This is a genomic window from Kitasatospora sp. NPDC057223 (genome assembly GCF_042669755.1).
GTDB lineage: Bacteria > Actinomycetota > Actinomycetes > Streptomycetales > Streptomycetaceae > Kitasatospora.
In genome coordinates this window covers 51,141-69,020 of the sequence record NZ_JBHUWW010000027.1, presented here as the reverse complement: position 1 = coordinate 69,020, position 17,880 = coordinate 51,141, and the positions used below count along the sequence as shown (strand labels likewise).

General features: G+C 71.1%; 18 protein-coding genes and 2 pseudogenes. 10 read left to right on the top strand and 10 right to left on the bottom strand.

Annotated elements, in window-relative coordinates:
* Positions 1-168: 168 nt before the first annotated feature.
* Positions 169-1,377 (top strand): AI-2E family transporter, encoded by a 1,209-nt coding sequence (locus ACFUK0_RS13290; RefSeq protein WP_380249378.1) that lies wholly within the window; start codon positions 169-171, stop codon positions 1,375-1,377.
* A 218-nt stretch (positions 1,378-1,595) separates the two neighbouring features.
* Here ACFUK0_RS13290 and ACFUK0_RS13285 read toward each other — a convergent pair whose 3' ends face one another.
* Positions 1,596-1,895, bottom strand: a complete 300-nt coding sequence (locus tag ACFUK0_RS13285; protein ID WP_380249376.1) for a TetR family transcriptional regulator — start codon at positions 1,893-1,895, stop codon at positions 1,596-1,598.
* A 196-nt stretch (positions 1,896-2,091) separates the two neighbouring features.
* Here ACFUK0_RS13285 and ACFUK0_RS13280 point away from each other — a divergent pair, with 196 nt between their 5' ends.
* Positions 2,092-2,370 (top strand): GlsB/YeaQ/YmgE family stress response membrane protein, encoded by a 279-nt coding sequence (locus ACFUK0_RS13280; RefSeq protein ID WP_380249374.1) that lies wholly within the window; start codon positions 2,092-2,094, stop codon positions 2,368-2,370.
* A gap of 471 nt (positions 2,371-2,841) precedes the next feature.
* On the opposite strand, the gene ACFUK0_RS13275 is transcribed toward ACFUK0_RS13280, so the two are convergent.
* Genes ACFUK0_RS13275 through ACFUK0_RS13260 form a run of 4 tightly spaced genes read right to left on the bottom strand, consistent with a single transcriptional unit; the run spans position 2,842 to position 7,153 of the window.
* Entirely contained in the window at positions 2,842-3,465 is a 624-nt protein-coding gene (locus tag ACFUK0_RS13275) for an ATP/GTP-binding protein (RefSeq protein WP_380249372.1), read from the bottom strand.
* Positions 3,446-3,814, bottom strand: a complete 369-nt coding sequence (locus ACFUK0_RS13270; protein WP_380249370.1) for a DUF742 domain-containing protein — start codon at positions 3,812-3,814, stop codon at positions 3,446-3,448. The genes ACFUK0_RS13275 and ACFUK0_RS13270 overlap by 20 nt, the downstream gene beginning before the upstream one ends.
* A 1-nt stretch (position 3,815) precedes the next feature.
* Complete coding sequence (locus ACFUK0_RS13265; protein WP_380249368.1) at positions 3,816-4,244, bottom strand: roadblock/LC7 domain-containing protein; 429 nt, start codon at positions 4,242-4,244, stop codon at positions 3,816-3,818.
* Positions 4,241-7,153, bottom strand: coding sequence for a nitrate- and nitrite sensing domain-containing protein (locus ACFUK0_RS13260; protein ID WP_380249366.1), 2,913 nt, complete (start codon positions 7,151-7,153; stop codon positions 4,241-4,243). Before ACFUK0_RS13260 ends, ACFUK0_RS13265 begins: the two co-directional genes overlap by 4 nt.
* 426 nt (positions 7,154-7,579) lie before the next feature.
* On the opposite strand from ACFUK0_RS13260, the gene ACFUK0_RS13255 reads away from it, so the two are divergent.
* The 4 genes and pseudogenes from ACFUK0_RS13255 (at position 7,580) to ACFUK0_RS13240 (ending at position 9,253) form a co-directional block, all read left to right on the top strand.
* Complete coding sequence (locus ACFUK0_RS13255; protein WP_380249364.1) at positions 7,580-7,795, top strand: hypothetical protein; 216 nt, start codon at positions 7,580-7,582, stop codon at positions 7,793-7,795.
* Positions 7,796-7,942: pseudogene (locus tag ACFUK0_RS13250) on the top strand (DJ-1/PfpI family protein); the annotation flags it as partial.
* Positions 7,919-8,185: pseudogene (locus ACFUK0_RS13245) on the top strand (SDR family NAD(P)-dependent oxidoreductase); the annotation flags it as partial. The pseudogenes ACFUK0_RS13250 and ACFUK0_RS13245, both read left to right, overlap by 24 nt.
* Before the next feature lie 255 nt (positions 8,186-8,440).
* Positions 8,441-9,253, top strand: coding sequence for a nucleotidyltransferase domain-containing protein (locus ACFUK0_RS13240; RefSeq protein WP_380249362.1), 813 nt, complete (start codon positions 8,441-8,443; stop codon positions 9,251-9,253).
* Positions 9,254-9,280: 27 nt separating this feature from the next.
* Here ACFUK0_RS13240 and ACFUK0_RS13235 read toward each other — a convergent pair whose 3' ends face one another.
* Positions 9,281-9,619, bottom strand: a complete 339-nt coding sequence (locus tag ACFUK0_RS13235; RefSeq protein ID WP_380249360.1) for a hypothetical protein — start codon at positions 9,617-9,619, stop codon at positions 9,281-9,283.
* A 70-nt stretch (positions 9,620-9,689) separates the two neighbouring features.
* A complete protein-coding gene (locus ACFUK0_RS13230) occupies positions 9,690-10,523 on the bottom strand; it encodes an AraC family transcriptional regulator (RefSeq protein WP_380249358.1) in 834 nt (277 codons plus the stop codon).
* A gap of 67 nt (positions 10,524-10,590) precedes the next feature.
* Here ACFUK0_RS13230 and ACFUK0_RS13225 point away from each other — a divergent pair, with 67 nt between their 5' ends.
* Positions 10,591-11,592: a DMT family transporter gene (locus tag ACFUK0_RS13225; protein WP_380249356.1), complete on the top strand. Its 1,002-nt coding sequence runs from the start codon at positions 10,591-10,593 to the stop codon at positions 11,590-11,592.
* Positions 11,593-12,306: 714 nt separating this feature from the next.
* Here ACFUK0_RS13225 and ACFUK0_RS13220 read toward each other — a convergent pair.
* From ACFUK0_RS13220 to ACFUK0_RS13210, 3 genes are all read right to left on the bottom strand, one after another.
* A complete protein-coding gene (locus ACFUK0_RS13220; protein WP_380249354.1) occupies positions 12,307-12,687 on the bottom strand; it encodes a CBS domain-containing protein in 381 nt (126 codons plus the stop codon).
* 295 nt (positions 12,688-12,982) lie between these two features.
* Positions 12,983-14,518, bottom strand: coding sequence for a DEAD/DEAH box helicase (locus ACFUK0_RS13215; protein ID WP_380249352.1), 1,536 nt, complete (start codon positions 14,516-14,518; stop codon positions 12,983-12,985).
* A 366-nt stretch (positions 14,519-14,884) separates the two neighbouring features.
* Positions 14,885-15,088, bottom strand: a complete 204-nt coding sequence (locus tag ACFUK0_RS13210; RefSeq protein ID WP_030918248.1) for a cold-shock protein — start codon at positions 15,086-15,088, stop codon at positions 14,885-14,887.
* Positions 15,089-15,603: 515 nt separating this feature from the next.
* Between ACFUK0_RS13210 and ACFUK0_RS13205 the strand changes: the two genes are divergently transcribed.
* From ACFUK0_RS13205 to ACFUK0_RS13195, 3 genes are all read left to right on the top strand, one after another.
* Positions 15,604-15,831 (top strand): hypothetical protein, encoded by a 228-nt coding sequence (locus ACFUK0_RS13205; protein WP_380249349.1) that lies wholly within the window; start codon positions 15,604-15,606, stop codon positions 15,829-15,831.
* Positions 15,832-16,055: 224 nt separating this feature from the next.
* Complete coding sequence (locus ACFUK0_RS13200; protein WP_380249347.1) at positions 16,056-16,229, top strand: hypothetical protein; 174 nt, start codon at positions 16,056-16,058, stop codon at positions 16,227-16,229.
* 1,139 nt (positions 16,230-17,368) lie between these two features.
* Complete coding sequence (locus tag ACFUK0_RS13195; protein WP_380249380.1) at positions 17,369-17,650, top strand: MerR family transcriptional regulator; 282 nt, start codon at positions 17,369-17,371, stop codon at positions 17,648-17,650.
* The last annotated feature ends 230 nt before the right edge of the window (positions 17,651-17,880 follow it).

The window sequence follows — 17,880 nt, the reverse complement described above, 5'->3', positions numbered from 1 at the left end:
CCTCGGTGGCGGCCCGCAGCCGTGCGCCCCGGCGCAGCTGGACCGGCAGGCTCCGGGCCCCTCCTTCGCCGGGCCGGGTGTGGTGCGCATGGCTTGTCCGTGACGGATCGGGGAACACGCGCGGTGGGCGGCGGCGAGCGTGGCCCGTGGGAGAACGGAAATCCGGTCATGAGGGTGCCGCCGAGGCTGCGGGTGATCACGACCATGGCATCGGGGGAGGTCCGCCGCCGACTGCTCGTGCCGGAGGGGGCCGCCCCGGCGTCGGCGCCCCCGGCACGCCGCGCGGGGGAGGCGGGTGAGCAGGCGCCGGGCGAGCCCGGGGACGCGGCGCGGCGGGAGGCGGGTGGGGTGCTCGCAGGGATGCCGTGGTTCTCGGCCGGCCTGCGGCTGGCCCTGGGCGCGTTGGCCGGCTGGTTCGTGTTCGAGCAGGTGCTGCGGCTGGAGGAGTTGCTGACGCTGCTGGTGCTGTCGGCGTTCATCGCGGTCAGTCTGGAGCCGGTGGTCGCCGCGTTGTGCCGTCGGCGGCTGCGGCGCGGCTGGGCGGTGGCCACCGTCCTGAGCGTGTTCCTGCTGCTCGTCGCGGGATTCCTGGTGCTCGTCGTGCCGCCGGTGAGCCGGGAGGCCGGCGTCCTGGTGCGCAGCTTTCCCGGCTGGTTGCAGCAGTTGCACGACCACCACTCCGCGTTGGGGCGGATCGAGGACCGCTACCACCTGGTGGCGCGGGCGAAGGAGGCTCTCGGAGGTGATGGCGGCCAGGGGGTGCTGGGGGGCGTTCTCGGTGCGGGCCGGCTGCTGCTGAACACGGTGACGTCCCTGGCCGTGGTGGTCACCGTGACGCTGTACTTCATGGCGGGGCTGCCTGCCATCAAGGAGTTCTGCTACCGCTTCGTCGCGGGCAGCCGCCGGGAGCGGGCTCGGGAGCTGACCGAGGAGATCCTGACGCGCACCGGCCGTTACATGCTGGGCAACCTGGTGACCTCCGTGATCGCCGGGATTGCCACCGCTGTGTGGTGTGCCGTGGTCGGAGTGCCGTACGCGGCCGCGCTGGGGGTGTTCGTGGCGCTGATGGACCTGGTGCCGATGGTCGGCTCGACCGTCGGCGGAGTGGTCGTCAGTCTGGTGGCGCTGGCGGTGTCCTGGCCGGTCGCAGTGGCCACGGCGGCCTTCTACATCGGCTTCCGGCTGCTGGAGGACTACCTGATCATGCCGCGGACCATGCAGTTCGCGGTCGACGTCCACCCCTTCGTCACCGTGGTGGCGGTCCTGGTCGGGGGCGCTCTGATGGGGATCGTCGGCGCGCTGGTCGCCGTCCCCGCTGCGGTCGCCCTCGGCCTCATCCTCGACGAGTTCGTCTTCCCTCGCCTGGACCGCCGCTAGAGCCCTGCGTGGTGCGGGTCGGGCGTGATGTGCCGAGCAGGCGTTCCAGCCGTCGACGCGGCGCTCGCTTGCGGGCTACGACATCCTGGCCGGGGTTGCTCTGCGGCCCGGCCCGGCCCTGCGATGTGGCCGGGCCCGCAGGCTGGGTGGCCGACGGCTGCGAATCCGTGCGAACCGGCGGAGCCTCTCAGCACTGTCCCGGACCTCCGGGTAGGCATCTACCGCGCCCTTTTCGGACTGTGCAGGGCGTCAGCGCCGCTGAAGCCGGCGCGGGTGAGCAGGGTGAGGACTGCTTCGAGCGGGCGACGGTGCGCAGCTGGACTGCCCAGTCGGGGTCGGGTTGGATCGACGCTGAGGCGACTGAGGACGGTCTCGGCGATGCCATCGTGTAGGGCGGCCTTGTTGGTGGCGTAGCGGTAGAGGCTCACCGGGTCGTGACCGAGCGCGCGGGCCAGGCGGCGCATGGACAGCTTCTCGACGCCCTCGCGGTCGATGATCTCCAGTGCGCAGGCGAGCATCCGCCATCCGTGCGCGGCTGAGCTTCCTGGTGGGTTGCTGCTCGGGCACTGGGCCCGAGGCGCACCGGCCGCTGGCGTCCCGGGTGGATCAGGCCGGCCTCCAGGCAGTGCGAGTGCGGTGACCGCATGTTTGGGATCCCCGCCGCGGTGCAGACGAGTGTCGACAGCGGGTTGGTTCAACGAAGTAGGAGAAGCCATGGGCATCATCGCCTGGATCCTGATCGGACTTTTCGCGGGCCTCATCGCCAAGGCACTGATGCCGGGCAAGGACCCGGGAGGCATCATCATCACGATCCTCATCGGCATCGCAGGCGGCCTGCTGGGCGGCTGGCTCGGCAAGGTGATCTTCGGTGTCGACTCCATCGACGGCTTCTTCGACGTCTCCACCTGGATAGCCGCCATCGTCGGCTCGGTCATCCTTCTCGCCGTCTACCGACTGGTCACCGGCAACAAGCACCACCACCGCCACGCCTGAGCGACCCGCACCCACACGGCACGGAAACGGCTCCCCCTCCTCGGAGGGCGGAGCCTTTCCGCTGCCCCCGTGGATACCGACCGCGCATCCCGTCCTTCCCCTCCCCCTCCGCAACCGGGTGATGCCCACGCCCGCAGCTTCGCCGGCCCGGGCCGTTGGTCCCGGTTGTAGGGGTGGTCGAGGCCGGACGGGGCCGTCCCCACGTCACCCGCGTCACAGCACGGCGGACACCTCGGGTGCGGCGCAGGAGCGGGCGGGCGATCCCGTCGGGCCCGCCCGAGCACACCGACGTGCGACCCGTGCTCCGCCCGGTGCGGTGGCACCCCACCTTGCTCGGTGTCATGGCGGCCGGAGGCTGGGCAGCGGTCAGCATCGAGCCAATCCGGGGCAGGGAGGTGGAGTTCCCTCAGCTGCCGACCCGGCGAAGCCGCTCGCGCCGACCGGACCCGCCGACCGGACCCGCCGAACGGTTCAGCGTGACTCCAGGGCGAGGACGTGCTCCACGGTGGCGATCAGAACCTGCTTGACCGAGTGGTGGTGGCGGGCGTCGCACAACAGGATGGGCACACCGGGGGCGAGGTCCAGCGCTGCGCGGACGGTGTCGGCGGGGTAGGCCCGGGCGTCCTCGAAGGTGTTGACGGCCACCACGAAGGGAAGTCCGCGGCGCTCGAAGTAGTCGATGGCCGGGAAGGACGAGGCCAGCCGCCGGGTGTCGGCAAGCACCACCGCGCACAGGGCCCCGGCTGCGAGTTCGTCCCACATGAACCAGAAGCGGTCCTGCCCCGGCGTGCCGAACAGGAAGAGGTTGAGGCGGTCATGGATGGTGATGCGCCCGAAGTCCATCGCCACCGTGGTGGTGGACTTGTGCTCCACACCCGCGATGTCGTCCACTCCCAGCCCGGAGGTGGTGAGCATCTCCTCGGTGTGGAACGGGGTGATCTCGCTGACCGCCGCCACCAGGGTGGTCTTGCCGGCGCCGAAGCCGCCGGCGATCAGGATCTTCACCGCCTGCGGCAGGTCGTCGGGCACCTTGTCCCTGGAGCCCTGTACCGCCCGGGTTCCGGGGTGGGTCGGCTCAGAGTGCACGAAGTCCATCGAGTACCTCTCTCATGACTTGCAGGCTGGGTCGGCTGGCTGGGTCGGCCGGCTGGCGGACCCGGATGGCTGCGAGGTCCAGCAGGTCACCGAGCAGGACCCGGACGACGCCGACCGGGAGGCGGAGTCGCGCGGCCACCTCCGCCACGGAGTGCGGATGGTGACAAAGGGTGAGGATTGCCACGTGTTCCGGCTCCATGTCGGCCCATCCGTGGTGGCTGTCCGCGACCGTGACGACGAAAGCCACCAGGTCGAACAGGTCCTTCCTGGCGCGGGTCCGACCCCGCACCAGGGCGTAGGGGCGGACGACGGGACCGGCCGCGTCGTCCGCCCACGTGGTCTCGCTCACGTCACCAGCCGGGGTCCGTGGCGGGTCGGTCCCTGGAGTCGACGGACAGGTGCTGGCCCACCCGCTTGACCAGCATCGCCATCTCGAAGGCCACCACGCCGATGTCGGCGCCCTTGGGGGTGAGAACGGTCAGGCAGGCGTTGCCGCCCGCGGCGCAGACGAAGAGGAAGCCCTCCTCCATCTCGACCATGGTCTGGCACACCGCACCGCCGCCGAAGTGTCGGCCGGCACCCTTGGCGAGACTGTGGAACCCGGAGGCGACCGCCGAGAGCTGCTCGGCCTGGTCGCGGTTGAGATCGGCGGAACTGCTCAGGAGCAGTCCGTCCGTCGACAGGACCACGGCATGGCCGATGTCGGGGACCCGGCGGACCATGTCGTTGAGGAGCCATCCCAGGTTCGCGATCGTCTCGGAGACGAGTGGCTGCGTCATCGGTTGCTGCGCCTTCCGTGTTCGTGCTGCTGGTTGCTGGTGGGTACGCCGCCGTGCTCGCTGTGCGCCGGGGCCGTCGCGTCCGGCCCGGGCGTGCCGCGTCCTCGCGCCGCTCCGACCTGGAGCGCGGACATCATGAGCCGGACCTTCTCGGGACGGCCTCCGGGGTCGGCGGCACTCCCGGCGGAGTCGGCCTGGGAGGAGGTGGTGGGCGTGTCGGCGCCGCCTCCGAGGGTCATCGTGGCGAACAGTCCGGTCGCCGCACGCGGCGGCGGGACCTGCCGCGGTGGGGCGGGCAGTGCGGGAGCGGCGTTCCACTCGTCCGGACGATCCGGGGTGATCCGGCTGGTCCAGGCGGGCTGGCGAACGGCCGTCGCCGGCCGTTGCTTGTCGCCACCGCCCCACTGAACCTGTGAAACAGGGGCTGCGGCGGTCTTGCCGCCTCCGTCCGGGGCTTCGTCGAACAGATGGGGGCTCAGGTTTGCCTGCCGTACCCGGCGCGGCAGTCCGTCGATCGTCCCGAGCGGGTCGAGCGCAGCGACCGGCTGGAGGGACTGCGGGTGCTGCTGGGGCTGGGGGCCCGGGCCCGGGCTCGGCGCCGCCGGCGCCGTCGGAACCGGCGGAACCGTCCGCCCGGGGTCCGGGCGGGCACCCTGCGCCGCCGTCGGCTCCGCGCCGCGGAAGGGATCGGCCAGGGCGAACAGGCCGGGAGACACCGGGGCCTGCGGCAGATCCTCCAGCGGGTGCTGGTGCCCCGGTGGTGGAAGGCCGGGCCGGTTCGTGGCCGGGTTCACGTCGGGCCGGCGGACCTCGGACGGGGCCGGGCCGCCGGGGCCTGCGGTCAGGTGGTGCGCCGCGACGTCGCGGTGCCGGCCGGTGCCGTCCGGGTCCAGGTGGGCCTGCCCGTCCGCCGGGAGTCCTTCCGGCATGTCCGGCCGGTGCTGCGCCGGTGTCGCCTCCAGCTCGGGGCTGCGGTGCAGCAGGGTGTTCGGGATCAGGACGACCGCGGTGACCCCGCCGTACGGGGACTGGCGCAGCGTCACGCCGATGTTGTGGCGCTGGGCCAGGCGCCCGACCGTGACCAGACCCAGTCTGGTGCTGTCCAGCGCGCTGATGTCGATGAACGAGCTGATGCGCGCGTTGGCGGCCGCCAGCTCGTCGAGTGGCAGGCCGAGGCCGCGGTCGTCGATCTCGACCGTCAGGCCGCCGGCCGCGTTGCCCGCGTTCACCCGGACCTGACTGTCGGAGGGGGAGAAGATCTGGGCGTTCTCGATGAGTTCGGCGAGGAGGTGGATCACGTCCGCCACGGCGTGGCCGACGATGCCGACGGTCGGTACGGGCGGCACGACGACCCGCGCGAAGTCCTCGGTCTCCGCGATGGCCCCCCGCACCACGTCCACGGCCGGAACGGGATGACGCCAGGTCCGGCCGGCCGCCGCGCCCGAGACGATGATCAGGCCCTCGGCGTAGCGCCGCATCCGGGTGGCGAGCTGGTCCAGCTTGAACAGCTCCTCCAGCGCGTCGGGATCGTTCTCACGCCGCTCCATCGCGTCCAGCTGGCTCAGCTGGCGGTAGACCAGGACCTGGGTCCGGCGCGCCAGGTTGACGAACACGTCGCTGATGCCGCGCTGCAGCCGCACGTCCTCCTCGGCCAGTTCCACCGCGGTGAGCTGAAGGGCGTGGAACGAGTCGCCCAGTTGTGCCATCTCGCGGTTGACGAAGACCGGCAGCGCCAAGTGCCCGCGGACGTCGACGTCCTCGCCCCGGCGGAGCCGGCCCACCACGTCCCGGAGCCGGTCGTCGGTCAGGTTGCGGGCCGACTCGCGCAGTCGGCTGAGGTCGCCGACCAGGGAGCGGGAGATGCGTACGGACATCAGCACCGAGACGATCAGGGCGACCAGTCCGAGCGCACCGGCGAGGACCAGTGCCAGTAGGGCGCGCTGGGCCGGTGGCCGGGTATGAGTGATGATCACGTCGATGTCGGCGAGCGCCTGGGCGTCACTGACGGCCGTCTGGGCGTCGTAGGCGGCGCGCCACTCGGCGATCGGGAACGGCAGGCTCTTGGCACCCGGTCCCGCCTCGATGATCTGCTGCTCCATGGCGGACACCCGGCTCCAGGGGCCGCCGGGAGCGTTCAGCGCCTTCAGGGGCGCGGCCTGCTCCGGTGGCAGGCTGCTGAGCGCCACGGCGCTGAGATAGCGCTGGGCGCCTATGTCCTGGACCAGGGCGCTGTAGGCGGCCGGTCCGAGGGACTGCGTGGGGCTGACGGCCGCCGCGGAGATCAGGGCGTCCTCCTGGGAGAGGAAGTCGCCGCCGGTCACGAGGGTGAAGAGGGCCTGCCCGAACCCCTGGGCGCTCTGGTTCGGCAGGATCGTCATGGCATGGAAGGCCTCGGAGATCGCGGCGTTCACCATGGTGTAGGCGGCGATGACCTGACTGTCGGTCAGTTGACCCGCGTCGATGCTCCGGCGCAGGTCCCCGATACCGTCCAGGGCCTTCCGGCTGTTGTCGATGCCGAGCCGGACCTCGGAGGTCTCGTTGTCGCGGACACTGCTCTTGTCGGTCTCGGCCCGGAAGGCGGCGATCGCGGCGTCCGTGACCGCACGGCTACGGGCGAGGTCGGCCAGGACGGAGCCGCGGACACCGGACGCGGCGGCGCTCGCCCCCGGTCCGGCACCCGGCGAGGTCGCGACCTCCTCCAGGGCGTGGCGCCGTTCCTCCTGGATGCTGATCACGACGCCGCCCAGCGGGCGGGCCAGGTGGTTGGTGATGGTGTTCTCGCGGGACAGGACCAGTGCGTTGTCCAGGGACAGGTCGGCCGCGTAGACCCAGAGGGCTGCCAGTGAGACCAGGGGCAGCATGAGCAGGACGATCAGTTTGCTTCGGATGGACCATCGGTGCGATCTCATGTAGGCCTGTCAATTCCACCAGTGGGAGGCAGTTGGCGTCGTCCGGCGGACACGCGTCGCGGCGGCCCGCCCGGGGGCGGGTGGCGGCTGCGGTCGTGTGATCGCCGGTGACCCGTATGCGTCGCGTTCCGTGGTCGGATGCGATGAGGCGGTGAGGGCGATCCAGTCTCCGCTGGCTTGCCTGCGCCGCTTGGGACAGTTGACATCAGCCGGGTGACCAGGCGGTATCGCCGGAGGGGTGTTTAAGTGATCTTGATGCTCCGGTTGCGTGACGCGTGCGGTCTGTCGCCCTCGCTCCCTGCACGCGGGGGCGAGGGTGGGCGGCGGCCTCGCTGGCCCGTGTGGTTGACGGACCGTCGAATGGCACACGGGGCGTCAGCACACCGCTCGCCACCGGGGCGGCCGCCGTCCTGTCGTTCCACCGGCGTGGGACCCTGCGCCGGCAGGTACGGCGGACGCCCCGGCCTCACCGTGGCGATCGCCACCGGCGCCCGCTCCGGGGAGGTCTCGACGATCGACCTGGCGGACTGGTACCGGTGCCGCCGCGCCGTCACCCTGCACCGCGAACCGGCCGGCTGCGGACCGGCGTTCCACGAGGAACAACCACTCGCCGACGCTACGACGGCACTGCTGCGGATGTAGGTGCCCCACCACGCCCGCTTGCCGCGACCCTCGGCGGCGGTGGACTCCGCCCGGTCGTTCTTCGGGGCGGGAAAGCCGGTGGCGGCGATCTGCCACGCCCCGTGGACGCTGAACGGGGCGGACGTGGTGCGCGGCCGCAGCCTCACCTCGTGGCCGCAGGAGCAGCCCTACCCGGGGTCGAGCGGGCGGATGGACCCGGAACCCGATGACGGCGAGCGGACGTACCGGGGCGCCGGCCGGCTCGAAGGCAGGAGCGCACTGATCACCGGCGGCGATTCCGGCATCGGACGGGCCGTGGCACTCGCGTACGCGCGGGAGGGAGCCGACGTCGCGTTCTGCCACCTCCCCGATGAGGAACCGGACACCCAGGAGAGGGCACGTCTGGTGGAAGGCACCCGCCTACGTCTTCCCCGCCTCGCGGGAAGCCGGCTGCATCACCGCTGAGATCGTCAACGCCACCGGCGGCACCCCCCTGCCACGACATCCGCGGGCGCGGCGCGCAAGGTGGACGAGGATGGGTGCAGATCTTGTCGGGGTGACTCGTTCGGATGACTCGGAGGCTGTTGGGTGCGGTAGCCACTGGGCGGCGGTCGCCCGCTGCGGAACGGGCTGGTCGGAGGCGTCGGCAAGTGCCAGACTCGCGCCATGCGGATGATCATCGAGGACATGGCTCGCGACTTGGCGCGGGTGCCGGGCGTGGTCGGGGTGTTGCTCGGCGGCAGCCGGGCGCGCGGAGAGCACCGGCCCGAATCGGACTGGGATCTCGGCGTCTACTACCGCGGTGAGCTTGACCTCGCCGCGTTGCGCGCGCTGGCTGGGCCGGGTGTGGACGTGGCAGCTCCAGGCGGCTGGGGGCCCTGGGTGAACGGCGGCGCGTGGCTGCGGGTCGACGGGGTCGCGGTGGACTGGATCCTTCGGGACCTGAACCGAGTCGAGCAGGTGTGGGCCGACTGTTGCGAGGGCCGGTACGAGATAGGGGTGCAGGCGGGGCATCCGCTCGGATTCTGGTCGCCCTGTTATGCGGGCGAGGTGGCACTCGGGCAGGTACTGACCGACCCCGGTGGAGAGCTGTCCGACCTTCGGCGGCGGACCGCGTCGTATCCGGAGCAGTTGCGGGAAGCGCTGACGGCGGGAGCCTGGGAGGCGGAGTTCCTGGTCGATGGTGCGGCGAAAGGCGCTGCACGGGCCGACATCCTCCACGTCTCCCTGTGCCTGTCGCGAGCGGTCGGCGTGCTGGTGCAGGCGTTGTACGCCGCGGACCGGCGCTGGTGCCTGAACGAGAAGGGCGCCCTGGCTGTCGCCGAGACGCTGCCGGCAGCACCACCGGACTTCGGTGCGCGCGTCCGCAGCATGCTGGGGTGCCCGGGAGAGACCCATGAGGACCTGGGCGCGACGGTGAGCCGGGCTCAGGCACTGGTCCAGGAAACCCTCACGATGCTGAGAACGCCCACTTCGTAGGCTGCCGATTCGATCGGGTGTTGTTGATCAGGCGGCGAGTCCGAGTCGGTCGCGGTAGCGTGCCTGGTGGTTGCGGGTGGACTCCTGTTGCTCGTGCCGGCTCCAGGAGGCGTCGAAGTCGCCGAGCACGACCCAGGGCCGGCGGTGTCCGGGCCGCCGGGCCGGGGTCCAGGTCGTGGTGACGGCGGCGGTGCCGACGAGGACGGCGCCGGCGCGGCCGTGCGGCAGGCACAGCGCGATGCCGGGGTCACCGTCGAACGGGGTGACCGGCCCGGCTGCCGGGAAGCGGCAGTCCTGCCCGAGGACGTCCTCCTCCCACCGCCGCCCGCACTTCTGACACCACGTACCGGAGTCGTCGAACCTCAACGTCGGTGCTGCACAGCGGACACCCACCTCCACCCGGTGCTGCACCGCCCCGCTGCGCCGCCCCGGGCGCTCAGGTCTCGGCGCGGACGAAGGTGCCGGGTGTGATGCCGTACATCCGCTGGAACCAGCGGCCGAAGTGGGCCTGGTCGGCGAAGCCCGCCGCTGCGGCCGCCTCGGCGGGTGTGGTGCCGGTGGTGAGCAGCGAACGGGCGTGGCGCAGGCGGAGTTGGCGCTGGTAGTCGCTGGGAGCCAGGCCGAACTCGGCGCGGAAGGCCCGGTAGAGCGCGAACCGGCTGCATCCGACCGAGCCGGCCAGCTCCTCGGCGGGGATCGGCCGCAGATTCGCCTCGCGGATCAACTCGCGGGCCTGCAGGGCGGTTCTGCGCTGCGCGCCCCCCGTGAGCGACCGGGTAGGGGGCGGGTGGGCCGCGCCGAGGTGCGCGATCGCGGTGACGGCCGCCGTCAGCCGCTCGTCCCGCACCAGCGGGTCCGACTGGCGGGACAGGGCCGAGTGCAGCCGGGCGAGGGCCCCGGCGAGCACGGGATCGGTCAGCACCGGCTGCGGGAACAGCGGCATGGCGGTGACCCTGCGGTCGGCCGCATCCGCGAGGACCTCTCGCAGCAGGGTGGGGCCGATGTGCACGATGCGGTACCGGTAACCGAGTTCCGCCGCGGCCCGGCCGTCGTGCACCTCGTCCGGGTTGAACACCATCACCATCCCGGCGCCGCTGGTGTGGGCGGCGCCGCGACACCGGAAGCGCTGGGCGCCGGCGTCGGTGATGCCGAACGAGTACGAGTCGTGGCTGTGCGGCGGATAGACGTGGTCCAGGAAGTGCGCGTGCATGGCCTCCAGCGGTCGGCTGCCGTCGCGCCAGTACCGCACCCAACCGCCCCCGGTTCCCATGCGTCCTATTGTGGCTCGCGCACCAGCGTTCAAGACCGGTCGGGGATCGGGCGGCCAGGGTGGGGCCATGGAAGCGATGAAGAGGACGGGCAGCCCCTACCTGCTGCTGATGGTCACCATGGTGCTCTGGGGGAGCGCGTTCTCCAGCTCGAAGTCGGTGGTGGAGCACGTCCCGCACGCCATGGCCGCCTTTCTGCGCTTCGGCGGAGGCGCACTGGCGCTGCTGGCGGCCGTGGCGATCTTCGGCAACCGGTCGGCGAAGGTAGCGCCGAGAGCCGGCCGACGGGCGATGACGGCAGGCGTCCTGGGCGTCTTCGCCTACAACGGCTTCTTCTTCTGGGGGCTCTCACTCGCACCCTCGCTCGACGCGGGCATCCTCATTCCCGTCATGAGTCCCGTCCTCACCAGCTCCTTCCTCCTGGTCACCGGGCAGGAGAAGGCCTCCGGAGCGCGGCTGGCCGGTCTCGCCCTGGGACTCGTCGGGGCGGTGGTCTTCTTCCTCGGCGCCGGAGGCAGCACACACGGGAACTCGACCCGGCTCGCCGGGGACACGCTGTTCCTCCTCAGCGCGGTGTGCTGGGCGGCCTTCACGCTCGTCGGCCCCAAGGTGATGGCTGCCGTCGAGCCGCTGCGCGCCACCACCTACGCGACCTGTGCGGGTGCGGTACTGCTCGGCCTGCTCGCCGCGCCCGACATCCCGGGCATGCACTGGAGCGCACTGCCGGCGGGGGTCTGGCTGAACACGGCCTATCTGGCGGTGGGCCCCGCCGCGGTCGCCAACCTGTTCTACTACCGGGGTGTGGCGGCCGTCGGCCCCGCGTCGGCCTCCCTGATGATGTTCGCCGTGCCGGTCATCAACACGCTGTGCGCGACGATCCTGCTCGGCGAGTCCTTCGGTGCGTTGCAGGGGGTGGGCGCGTCGGTGCTGCTGTCGGGGGCCGTGCTCGCGGTCACACAGGGACGGTTGCCGTGGCGGTCGACCGCGCGACCGGGGCCGCGCGAACCGGCTGACGTTGAGCGGCACGCCGACGTGCCGTCGTCCAACTCGGATGAACCCCAGCAAGGTTGACCGAGGAGAACCGACCTGAGACGTCCCCAGGGCACCCGACGGCGTACGGCCCCCACGGGGGTGCTGCACGGGACCCGGCCGAATGCGGCCCGACCGCCGGATTCGCAGGTATCAGCAGATTCCGGGGCGGCGCTCGCCGAGCCTGCGGCGGACAGAGCGGCCGTGGCGAAACGTCAGCGTGACTGCCGACCCCGCCTGCGGTTCCTCCGCTGGGCGAAGTTGACTCGCAGTACCAGCAGTTGCGGTACGAGTACCTCAGTGAAGGCGCCGGGCTGCGGGCGCGCGTACTGGGAAGTCCGTGCAGTGGGGTTCCAGGCCGAGCGGGTGAGCGGGACGGGCGACGGGGCTGGCTGCCGGAAGGACGGCGATCCGTCAGGGTCGTCGCAGCAGTACCAGCGGTTCGCGGTATCCGAAGTAGCAGTTCCGGTCAGTACACCCAGAGGAAATCGGAGGGGACCGCAGAACCCCCAGTCATGAAGGACGGTGGTTTCCGGTCACGCATACGCGATCCCCGCAGGCCCCTTCCCCCGGGGCAGTGCGGAACTGAAATAGCCGGCCACGGCCGGCAGATGGTGATGCAACCCTTTCGGGGCCCCGGAGCCGCAACGGTCCGGGGCCCCTCGCCGCGTCCCTGGCCCACCCCGTGCAGAGGTGCAGAGGGACCACAGTGACGGGCCGTTGGCTTATCGGCGTCTTCGGTTCCGCAGCCGGTCTCTAGTGGCTGAACAGGCCGACGACGTGGCCGTCGTCGTCCACCACCGGCCAGGCGTCCAGGCCGCGGGCATGCATGGCGGCGGCCGCGGCACCGGCGGGCATGTCGGCGGTGGCGAACGGGGCGCGGTCGTGCACGATGTCGCGTATCGGGGTGCGTTCGGTGTACCAGGACCGGGCCTGGAACGGTGCGAGATGCAGGCGGGTCAGCAGCCCGGCGCAGCGGCCGTCCTCGTCGCGGACCAGAGCGTGGTCCGCGCCGGAGCTGAGCAGGATGTCCATGGCCGTGTCGACCATGACGTCGTCGCTGATCTGCAGCTCCGGGTAGGTCATGAGGTCGCCGACCGTGACGGTGGCAGTGGGGTGTTCGAGGGTGATGCTCATGGGGGAGTTCCTTCGCGTCGGTCCCGCCGGGGCCGGCGGCGATCAGGGCGCTGGTAGCGGGAACGTGGGACGGGCCGCCGCGTCGACGGTGGGCCCGTCGTCCGAATCCACCATGGATGTCGGGCCGCCGCGCCGGGCTCAAGTCAATTGTCTGCGGCGGAAGTTGGCGGGGCGGGTGGCGTGCCTCGGGGCCGACAGCTTCCCGTTCTGTGGGGTCGGTGCGGCAGTTGGGTCTCGTCCGCCGGTGACGATGGTGGGCCCGACCCGCCGCAACGGTCCGGGCCCATCCGGGCTGTTACGCGGCGAGGGCGACGCGCCTGGGTGCTGCGCTGCGGCTGCCGGTGTTCTGGGGGTTGCGGCCGGTGGACGTGGGGCGGCGGCGGCCGCGTCCCGCGGAGGCGCTGCGGCGGGGGCGCTCGACGACGGGGTTGGCGATCACGGTGGGGATGCCGGTGGGCACGCGGGCACCGGTGATGCGGGCGAGTTCCTCGTCGCCGGCGTTGACCCGGGTGGTGGTGGGGGTGATGCCGGCGTGGGTCATCATGCGGGCCATCTCGCGGCGCTGGTTGGGCAGGACGAGGGTGACGACGGTGCCGGACTCGCCCGCCCGGGCGGTGCGTCCGCCGCGGTGCAGGTAGTCCTTGTGGTCGCTCGGCGGGTCGAGGTTGACGACCAGGTCGAGCCCGTCGACGTGGATGCCACGGGCGGCGACGTTGGTGGCGATGAGCGCGGTGACCTGGCCGCTGCGGAACTGCTCCAGGGTGCGGGTGCGCTGGGGCTGGGACTTGCCGCCGTGCAGGGCGGCGGCCTTCACGCCGCTGGCGAGCAGGTCCTCGACCAGGCGGTCGGCGCCGTGCTTGGTGTCGATGAACATGATCACGCCGCCGTCGCGGGAGGCGATGTGCGCGATCGTGGCGTTCTTGTCGAAGTTCTGCACGTGCAGGACGTGGTGCTCCATGGTGCTGACGGTCGCTGCGGATGGGTCCACGGAATGGGTGACCGGGTCCTTGAGGAAGCGGCGGACCAGCCGGTCGACGTTGCGGTCCAGGGTGGCGGAGAACAGCATGGTCTGGCCGCCTTCGGCGACCTGGTCGAGGAGTTCGGTGACCTGGGGCAGGAAGCCCATGTCGGCCATCTGGTCGGCCTCGTCCAGGACGGTGACGGCGACTCCGTCCAACTGGCAGTCACCGCGCTGGATCAGGTCCTTGAGCCGGCCGGGGGTGGCGACGACGATCTCCGCGCCCCGGTTCAACTGCTGGGCCTGGCGGCCGATGGACATCCCGCCGACCACGGTCGCCATCCGCAGGCGCACGGCGTGGGCGTAGGGGGTGAGGGCCTCGGTGACCTGCTGGGCGAGTTCACGGGTGGGGACCAGGACGAGGGCCAGCGGGCGGCGGGGTTCGGCCTTCTGGCCGGCGGTGCGGGCCAACACGGCGAGGCCGAACGCGATGGTCTTGCCGGAGCCGGTGCGACCGCGCCCGAGGACGTCGCGGCCTGCCAGCGAGTTCGGCAGTGTGGCGGCCTGGATCGGGAACGGCGAGGTGACGCCCTGGCGGGTCAGCGTGGCGAGCAGGGCCTGGGGCATGTCCAGCTCGTCGAAGGATTCGACGGCCGGCAGTGCGGGGGTGGTGCTGACGGGCATCGCGAACTCGCCCTGCGGCGAACTGCTCTGACGGCTCCTCGAACCGAAGGAGCGCGGGGCGCCGCCGGAGCGGGAACCCGTGCCGGCACCGCTCGCCGAGCGGGATCCGTAGGAGCTGCCACCGGAGCGCGAGCCCGCGGCGGAGCGGGAGTTGGAGCTCTGGTACGAAGAGCGACTGGAGCGGTTCATGCGGGAAACCTTCCTCGGGGCGGCACGTTGCGAGGAAGGATCCGCAGCGCGCGGCGCCGGCGGAGATCGCAAGGAACGGGCCAGAAGTGTGACGGGCGGGGCGTGGACGGGAGAACCGTGCGGCACGTCACCTGCGGTCGCCGCTCACCCGGAACAGCGGGAGCGGGGAACCTCGAACCGTGAGATCTCACGGCAGGGCGCCGATCCGGACGCGGCGCTTGGCGACTCGCGTGGGGATGGCTGCCGGTGGCGGAGCCAGGGGGCCTGAACGGCCGGGTGTTGCATGGCGCAATGCCGAGGGGCCCGCACCGGGCGTGTACGCGGTGCGGGCCCCTCGCTGCTAGGCAGGTGCCGTCACAGTAAGAACTACAGCGGACGAATGTTCTCGGCCTGCGGGCCCTTCTGGCCCTGCGTGACGTCGAACTCGACCTTCTGGCCCTCGAGCAGCTCGCGGAAGCCGTTGGCGTTGATGTTCGAGTAGTGGGCGAAGACGTCCGGGCCGCCACCCTCCTGCTCGATGAAGCCGAAGCCCTTTTCCGCGTTGAACCACTTCACAGTGCCATTAGCCATAAAGAAATCTCCTTCAAGGGGCTGTCCGGAGCCCGCACGGTGCGAACTCCGAGTGCCGCGATGATGACCCACCCGGGGAAGAGCCGGGGAAACGAAAATGCGCCTGCGATACATCAGCAGGCGCACACAAAGTTCATGGGAACCACTACTGCAACTAAGAGGACTCTAGCAGTTCCGGGGTCGCCGCAGTGGATCAATTTTCCCCCGGCGCTTCCAAGGCCTGCGCCCGGGCCCGTGCTCCTACCGTCACGAGACCAGCAATGTCCTTGTATTTGAAGGTAGTTGATGGCATCGGGTGCACTCCTGGCGCAACGAGCGCCGCCGGGACGGCGATGAGGTGGGCGCGGTTTGCTGTGCCCACGGCGGCCTGTGGTGCCGGTCACGCGCAGAACACCCAGCGACACAGCCGTCCCCGCGGCGGCGACGGCAAAATACGCATCCCGAATTCCGACCCGTCTGAATCCGGCTCGCCTGGAGAGGTCAACTTCCGTGATTCCCGGCGCATACTGGACGTGATGACAAATTCAGCAGGACCCCGCCGCCCCCTGTCCACCAGCCCTTTCAAGGTCCGGGTCGAGGCACCGTTGAAGCGTTTCGCCGTGGGTGACAGGGTCACTCACGACCGGTACGGCCTCGGCCGGGCCGTCGGCGTGGAGGGGGACAGCGACATCGCGGTGCTCGTCGACTTCGGTTCACGACGGGAGCGGATCACCCAGCCCTACGCCGCCATGTTCAAACTCTGACCCAGCGGGCTCCGGCGCGGGCCGCCCGTCGCACCGGCTGCGCCGTGTACCTCGCTGCCCACCGGTCGGATACGGGGCCGCAGGTCCGGCGTCGGCTCTCCGTGCGCGCCGGGTGAGGGAGGGCGCCGTTCTGCCATGAGGTGTTCTCTCATTGACGGACGCGTGGCGTCCCGGGCCTCGGGGTGGGTGTCGGGTCTTGACCGAGGTGCCCTCATCTGTGGGTCATGTCGAACCTTGACGTGCTGCTCGTCGACATCGCCGCGATGGTGGAGTCCGAGCACGGCAACCAGATGTCCTTGACGCTGGTGATCCCCGGTGCGGTGATCACCGGCAGGCTCGCGCCGGTGGCCTTGTGGGGGAGCGGGTGGCGGAGGTCCTGGAGGCCTCGGAGCGCCTGAAGCCATTCGCCGCGCTCTTCGCCCGGCCCCCGCCGAACGCCCGGCACGACCCACGCATCTGAGGATGCGTCCCGCAGTGCGTTCTCGCAGTGACGGTGCGCTCTTTCGGCTGAGCGCCCAGGCCGGCGGAGGTCGGACTTCTGAGGCGTCAGACGGCCGAGGCCTGTGCCCCATGTGCGCGAGCGGGCCGCCCGTTTGCGCGCTGGGCTCCCGCCCGATCCCCCGGTTCCCTCGCTCGCCTCCCGTCCGCTGTCGCGGGTTGCGGGGCGCGCGGCCGCGGCTCCTGCGGTGCGATCAACTACCTCCCCCTCGAACACTGAAAAATCTGTGCTGACTGAAGTAGACATCGCACACTGTCATGGTTAGTGTTTCTCTCGTCAGACGCAGTCGAGCAGTATCCGCCAGAGATGATCCGGCGGGATGAAGTACGGAAGTTCGCAGGTCGGCACGGTCGTGGGGTTCTGAAGCCAGGTTGGTGCAGTACGGCGACGGGACCGGCGTCCGGGCCGGGTGGCCCGCAGTGATCAGGGGCCGCCACGAGCGGTATCGCTGGTAGGTGCAGTACCAGAAGCACGAAATCGCGGTACGCCGTGAGAGCAGTCGCGGTACGAGGTATTCCGGTAAAGGCGCCAGGGCTGCGGGCGCGCGTGCCGGGAGTCCGGGCAGTGGGGTTCCAAGCCGAGCAGGCGAGCAGGACGGGCGACGGGGCTGGCTGCCGGACCACGAAGTGGAAGTTCAGCAGGACCGAGAAGTACCCGTGTGAGCAGTACCGAGCAGTTCGCAAGGTCAGTACAGAGGATGAACGGAGGGCGCAAGCGCCATCAGGATCGCCCGGCCCGTGACGCAGTCACCCGGGCGGACACCGCAGACCCCCTTTTGAGTACGAAGGACGGTGGTTTCCGGTCACGCATACGCGATCCCCGCAGTCCCCCTCCCCCGGGGAGTTGCGGAAAAAGAAGCCCGGCCCAGGCCGGTAGATGGTGTTGTTCCCCTTCGGGGCCCCGGAGCCGCTATGGCGCCGGGGCCCCTCGACGCGTTCACCAATAGCCAAGAGAGGTGCAGTGACTACGACGACCGACCGGCCCCACTCCCCAGCCGCCCCCAACTCCTTCGACGACGACGACTACCCCGCCTACACGATGGGCCGGGCCGCCGAGATGACCGGCACCACCGCCGGCTTCCTGCGGGCCCTCGGTGAACAGGGACTCATCACCCCGTTGCGGTCCGAGGGCGGCCACCGCCGCTTCTCCCGCTACCAGCTGCGGATCGCCATGCGCGCCCGCGACCTCGTCGATCAGGGCACCGCGATCGACGCCGCCTGCCGCATCGTCATCCTTGAGGACCAGCTCGAAGAGGCCCTGCGCCTCAACGAAGAACTCCGCCGGTCCGCCGGCGGCCCGACGCCGACCGCGGACACCTGACCCCGCACGGCAGGACCGGCCCGGGGTGAGCAGGCAGTCGCTCCCCCGGGCCTCTCGCATGTTCGGAGTCATCGTCCGGGAGCGGGCTGTTCCGTCTTGGACGGTCATGAGGTGTCGGCTCTGGTGGCGCCTGCACGCCTCTTCCGAGGTCGGTTCGGAACATCGACTGCGTGGGACGCCGCCGCGACCGGTGGCGCCGGGGGTGGGAGACGACGAGGCCGGGCCTCCCG

Bases quoted from the DNA above. Each gene is read 5' to 3' on its own strand.
- ACFUK0_RS13260 (WP_380249366.1), bottom strand. From the start codon at position 7,153: ATGAGATCGCACCGATGGTCCATCCGAAGCAAACTGATCGTCCTGCTC.
- ACFUK0_RS13210 (WP_030918248.1), bottom strand. From the start codon at position 15,088: ATGGCTAATGGCACTGTGAAGTGGTTCAACGCGGAAAAGGGCTTCGGC.
- ACFUK0_RS13240 (WP_380249362.1), top strand. From the start codon at position 8,441: ATGCGGATGATCATCGAGGACATGGCTCGCGACTTGGCGCGGGTGCCG.
- ACFUK0_RS13280 (WP_380249374.1), top strand. From the start codon at position 2,092: ATGGGCATCATCGCCTGGATCCTGATCGGACTTTTCGCGGGCCTCATC.
- ACFUK0_RS13290 (WP_380249378.1), top strand. From the start codon at position 169: ATGAGGGTGCCGCCGAGGCTGCGGGTGATCACGACCATGGCATCGGGG.
- ACFUK0_RS13285 (WP_380249376.1), bottom strand. From the start codon at position 1,895: ATGCTCGCCTGCGCACTGGAGATCATCGACCGCGAGGGCGTCGAGAAG.
- ACFUK0_RS13220 (WP_380249354.1), bottom strand. From the start codon at position 12,687: ATGAGCATCACCCTCGAACACCCCACTGCCACCGTCACGGTCGGCGAC.
- ACFUK0_RS13195 (WP_380249380.1), top strand. From the start codon at position 17,369: ATGGGCCGGGCCGCCGAGATGACCGGCACCACCGCCGGCTTCCTGCGG.
- ACFUK0_RS13225 (WP_380249356.1), top strand. From the start codon at position 10,591: ATGGAAGCGATGAAGAGGACGGGCAGCCCCTACCTGCTGCTGATGGTC.
- ACFUK0_RS13265 (WP_380249368.1), bottom strand. From the start codon at position 4,244: ATGACGCAGCCACTCGTCTCCGAGACGATCGCGAACCTGGGATGGCTC.
- ACFUK0_RS13200 (WP_380249347.1), top strand. From the start codon at position 16,056: ATGTCGAACCTTGACGTGCTGCTCGTCGACATCGCCGCGATGGTGGAG.
- ACFUK0_RS13205 (WP_380249349.1), top strand. From the start codon at position 15,604: ATGACAAATTCAGCAGGACCCCGCCGCCCCCTGTCCACCAGCCCTTTC.
- ACFUK0_RS13215 (WP_380249352.1), bottom strand. From the start codon at position 14,518: ATGAACCGCTCCAGTCGCTCTTCGTACCAGAGCTCCAACTCCCGCTCC.
- ACFUK0_RS13275 (WP_380249372.1), bottom strand. From the start codon at position 3,465: ATGGACTTCGTGCACTCTGAGCCGACCCACCCCGGAACCCGGGCGGTA.
- ACFUK0_RS13230 (WP_380249358.1), bottom strand. From the start codon at position 10,523: ATGGGAACCGGGGGCGGTTGGGTGCGGTACTGGCGCGACGGCAGCCGA.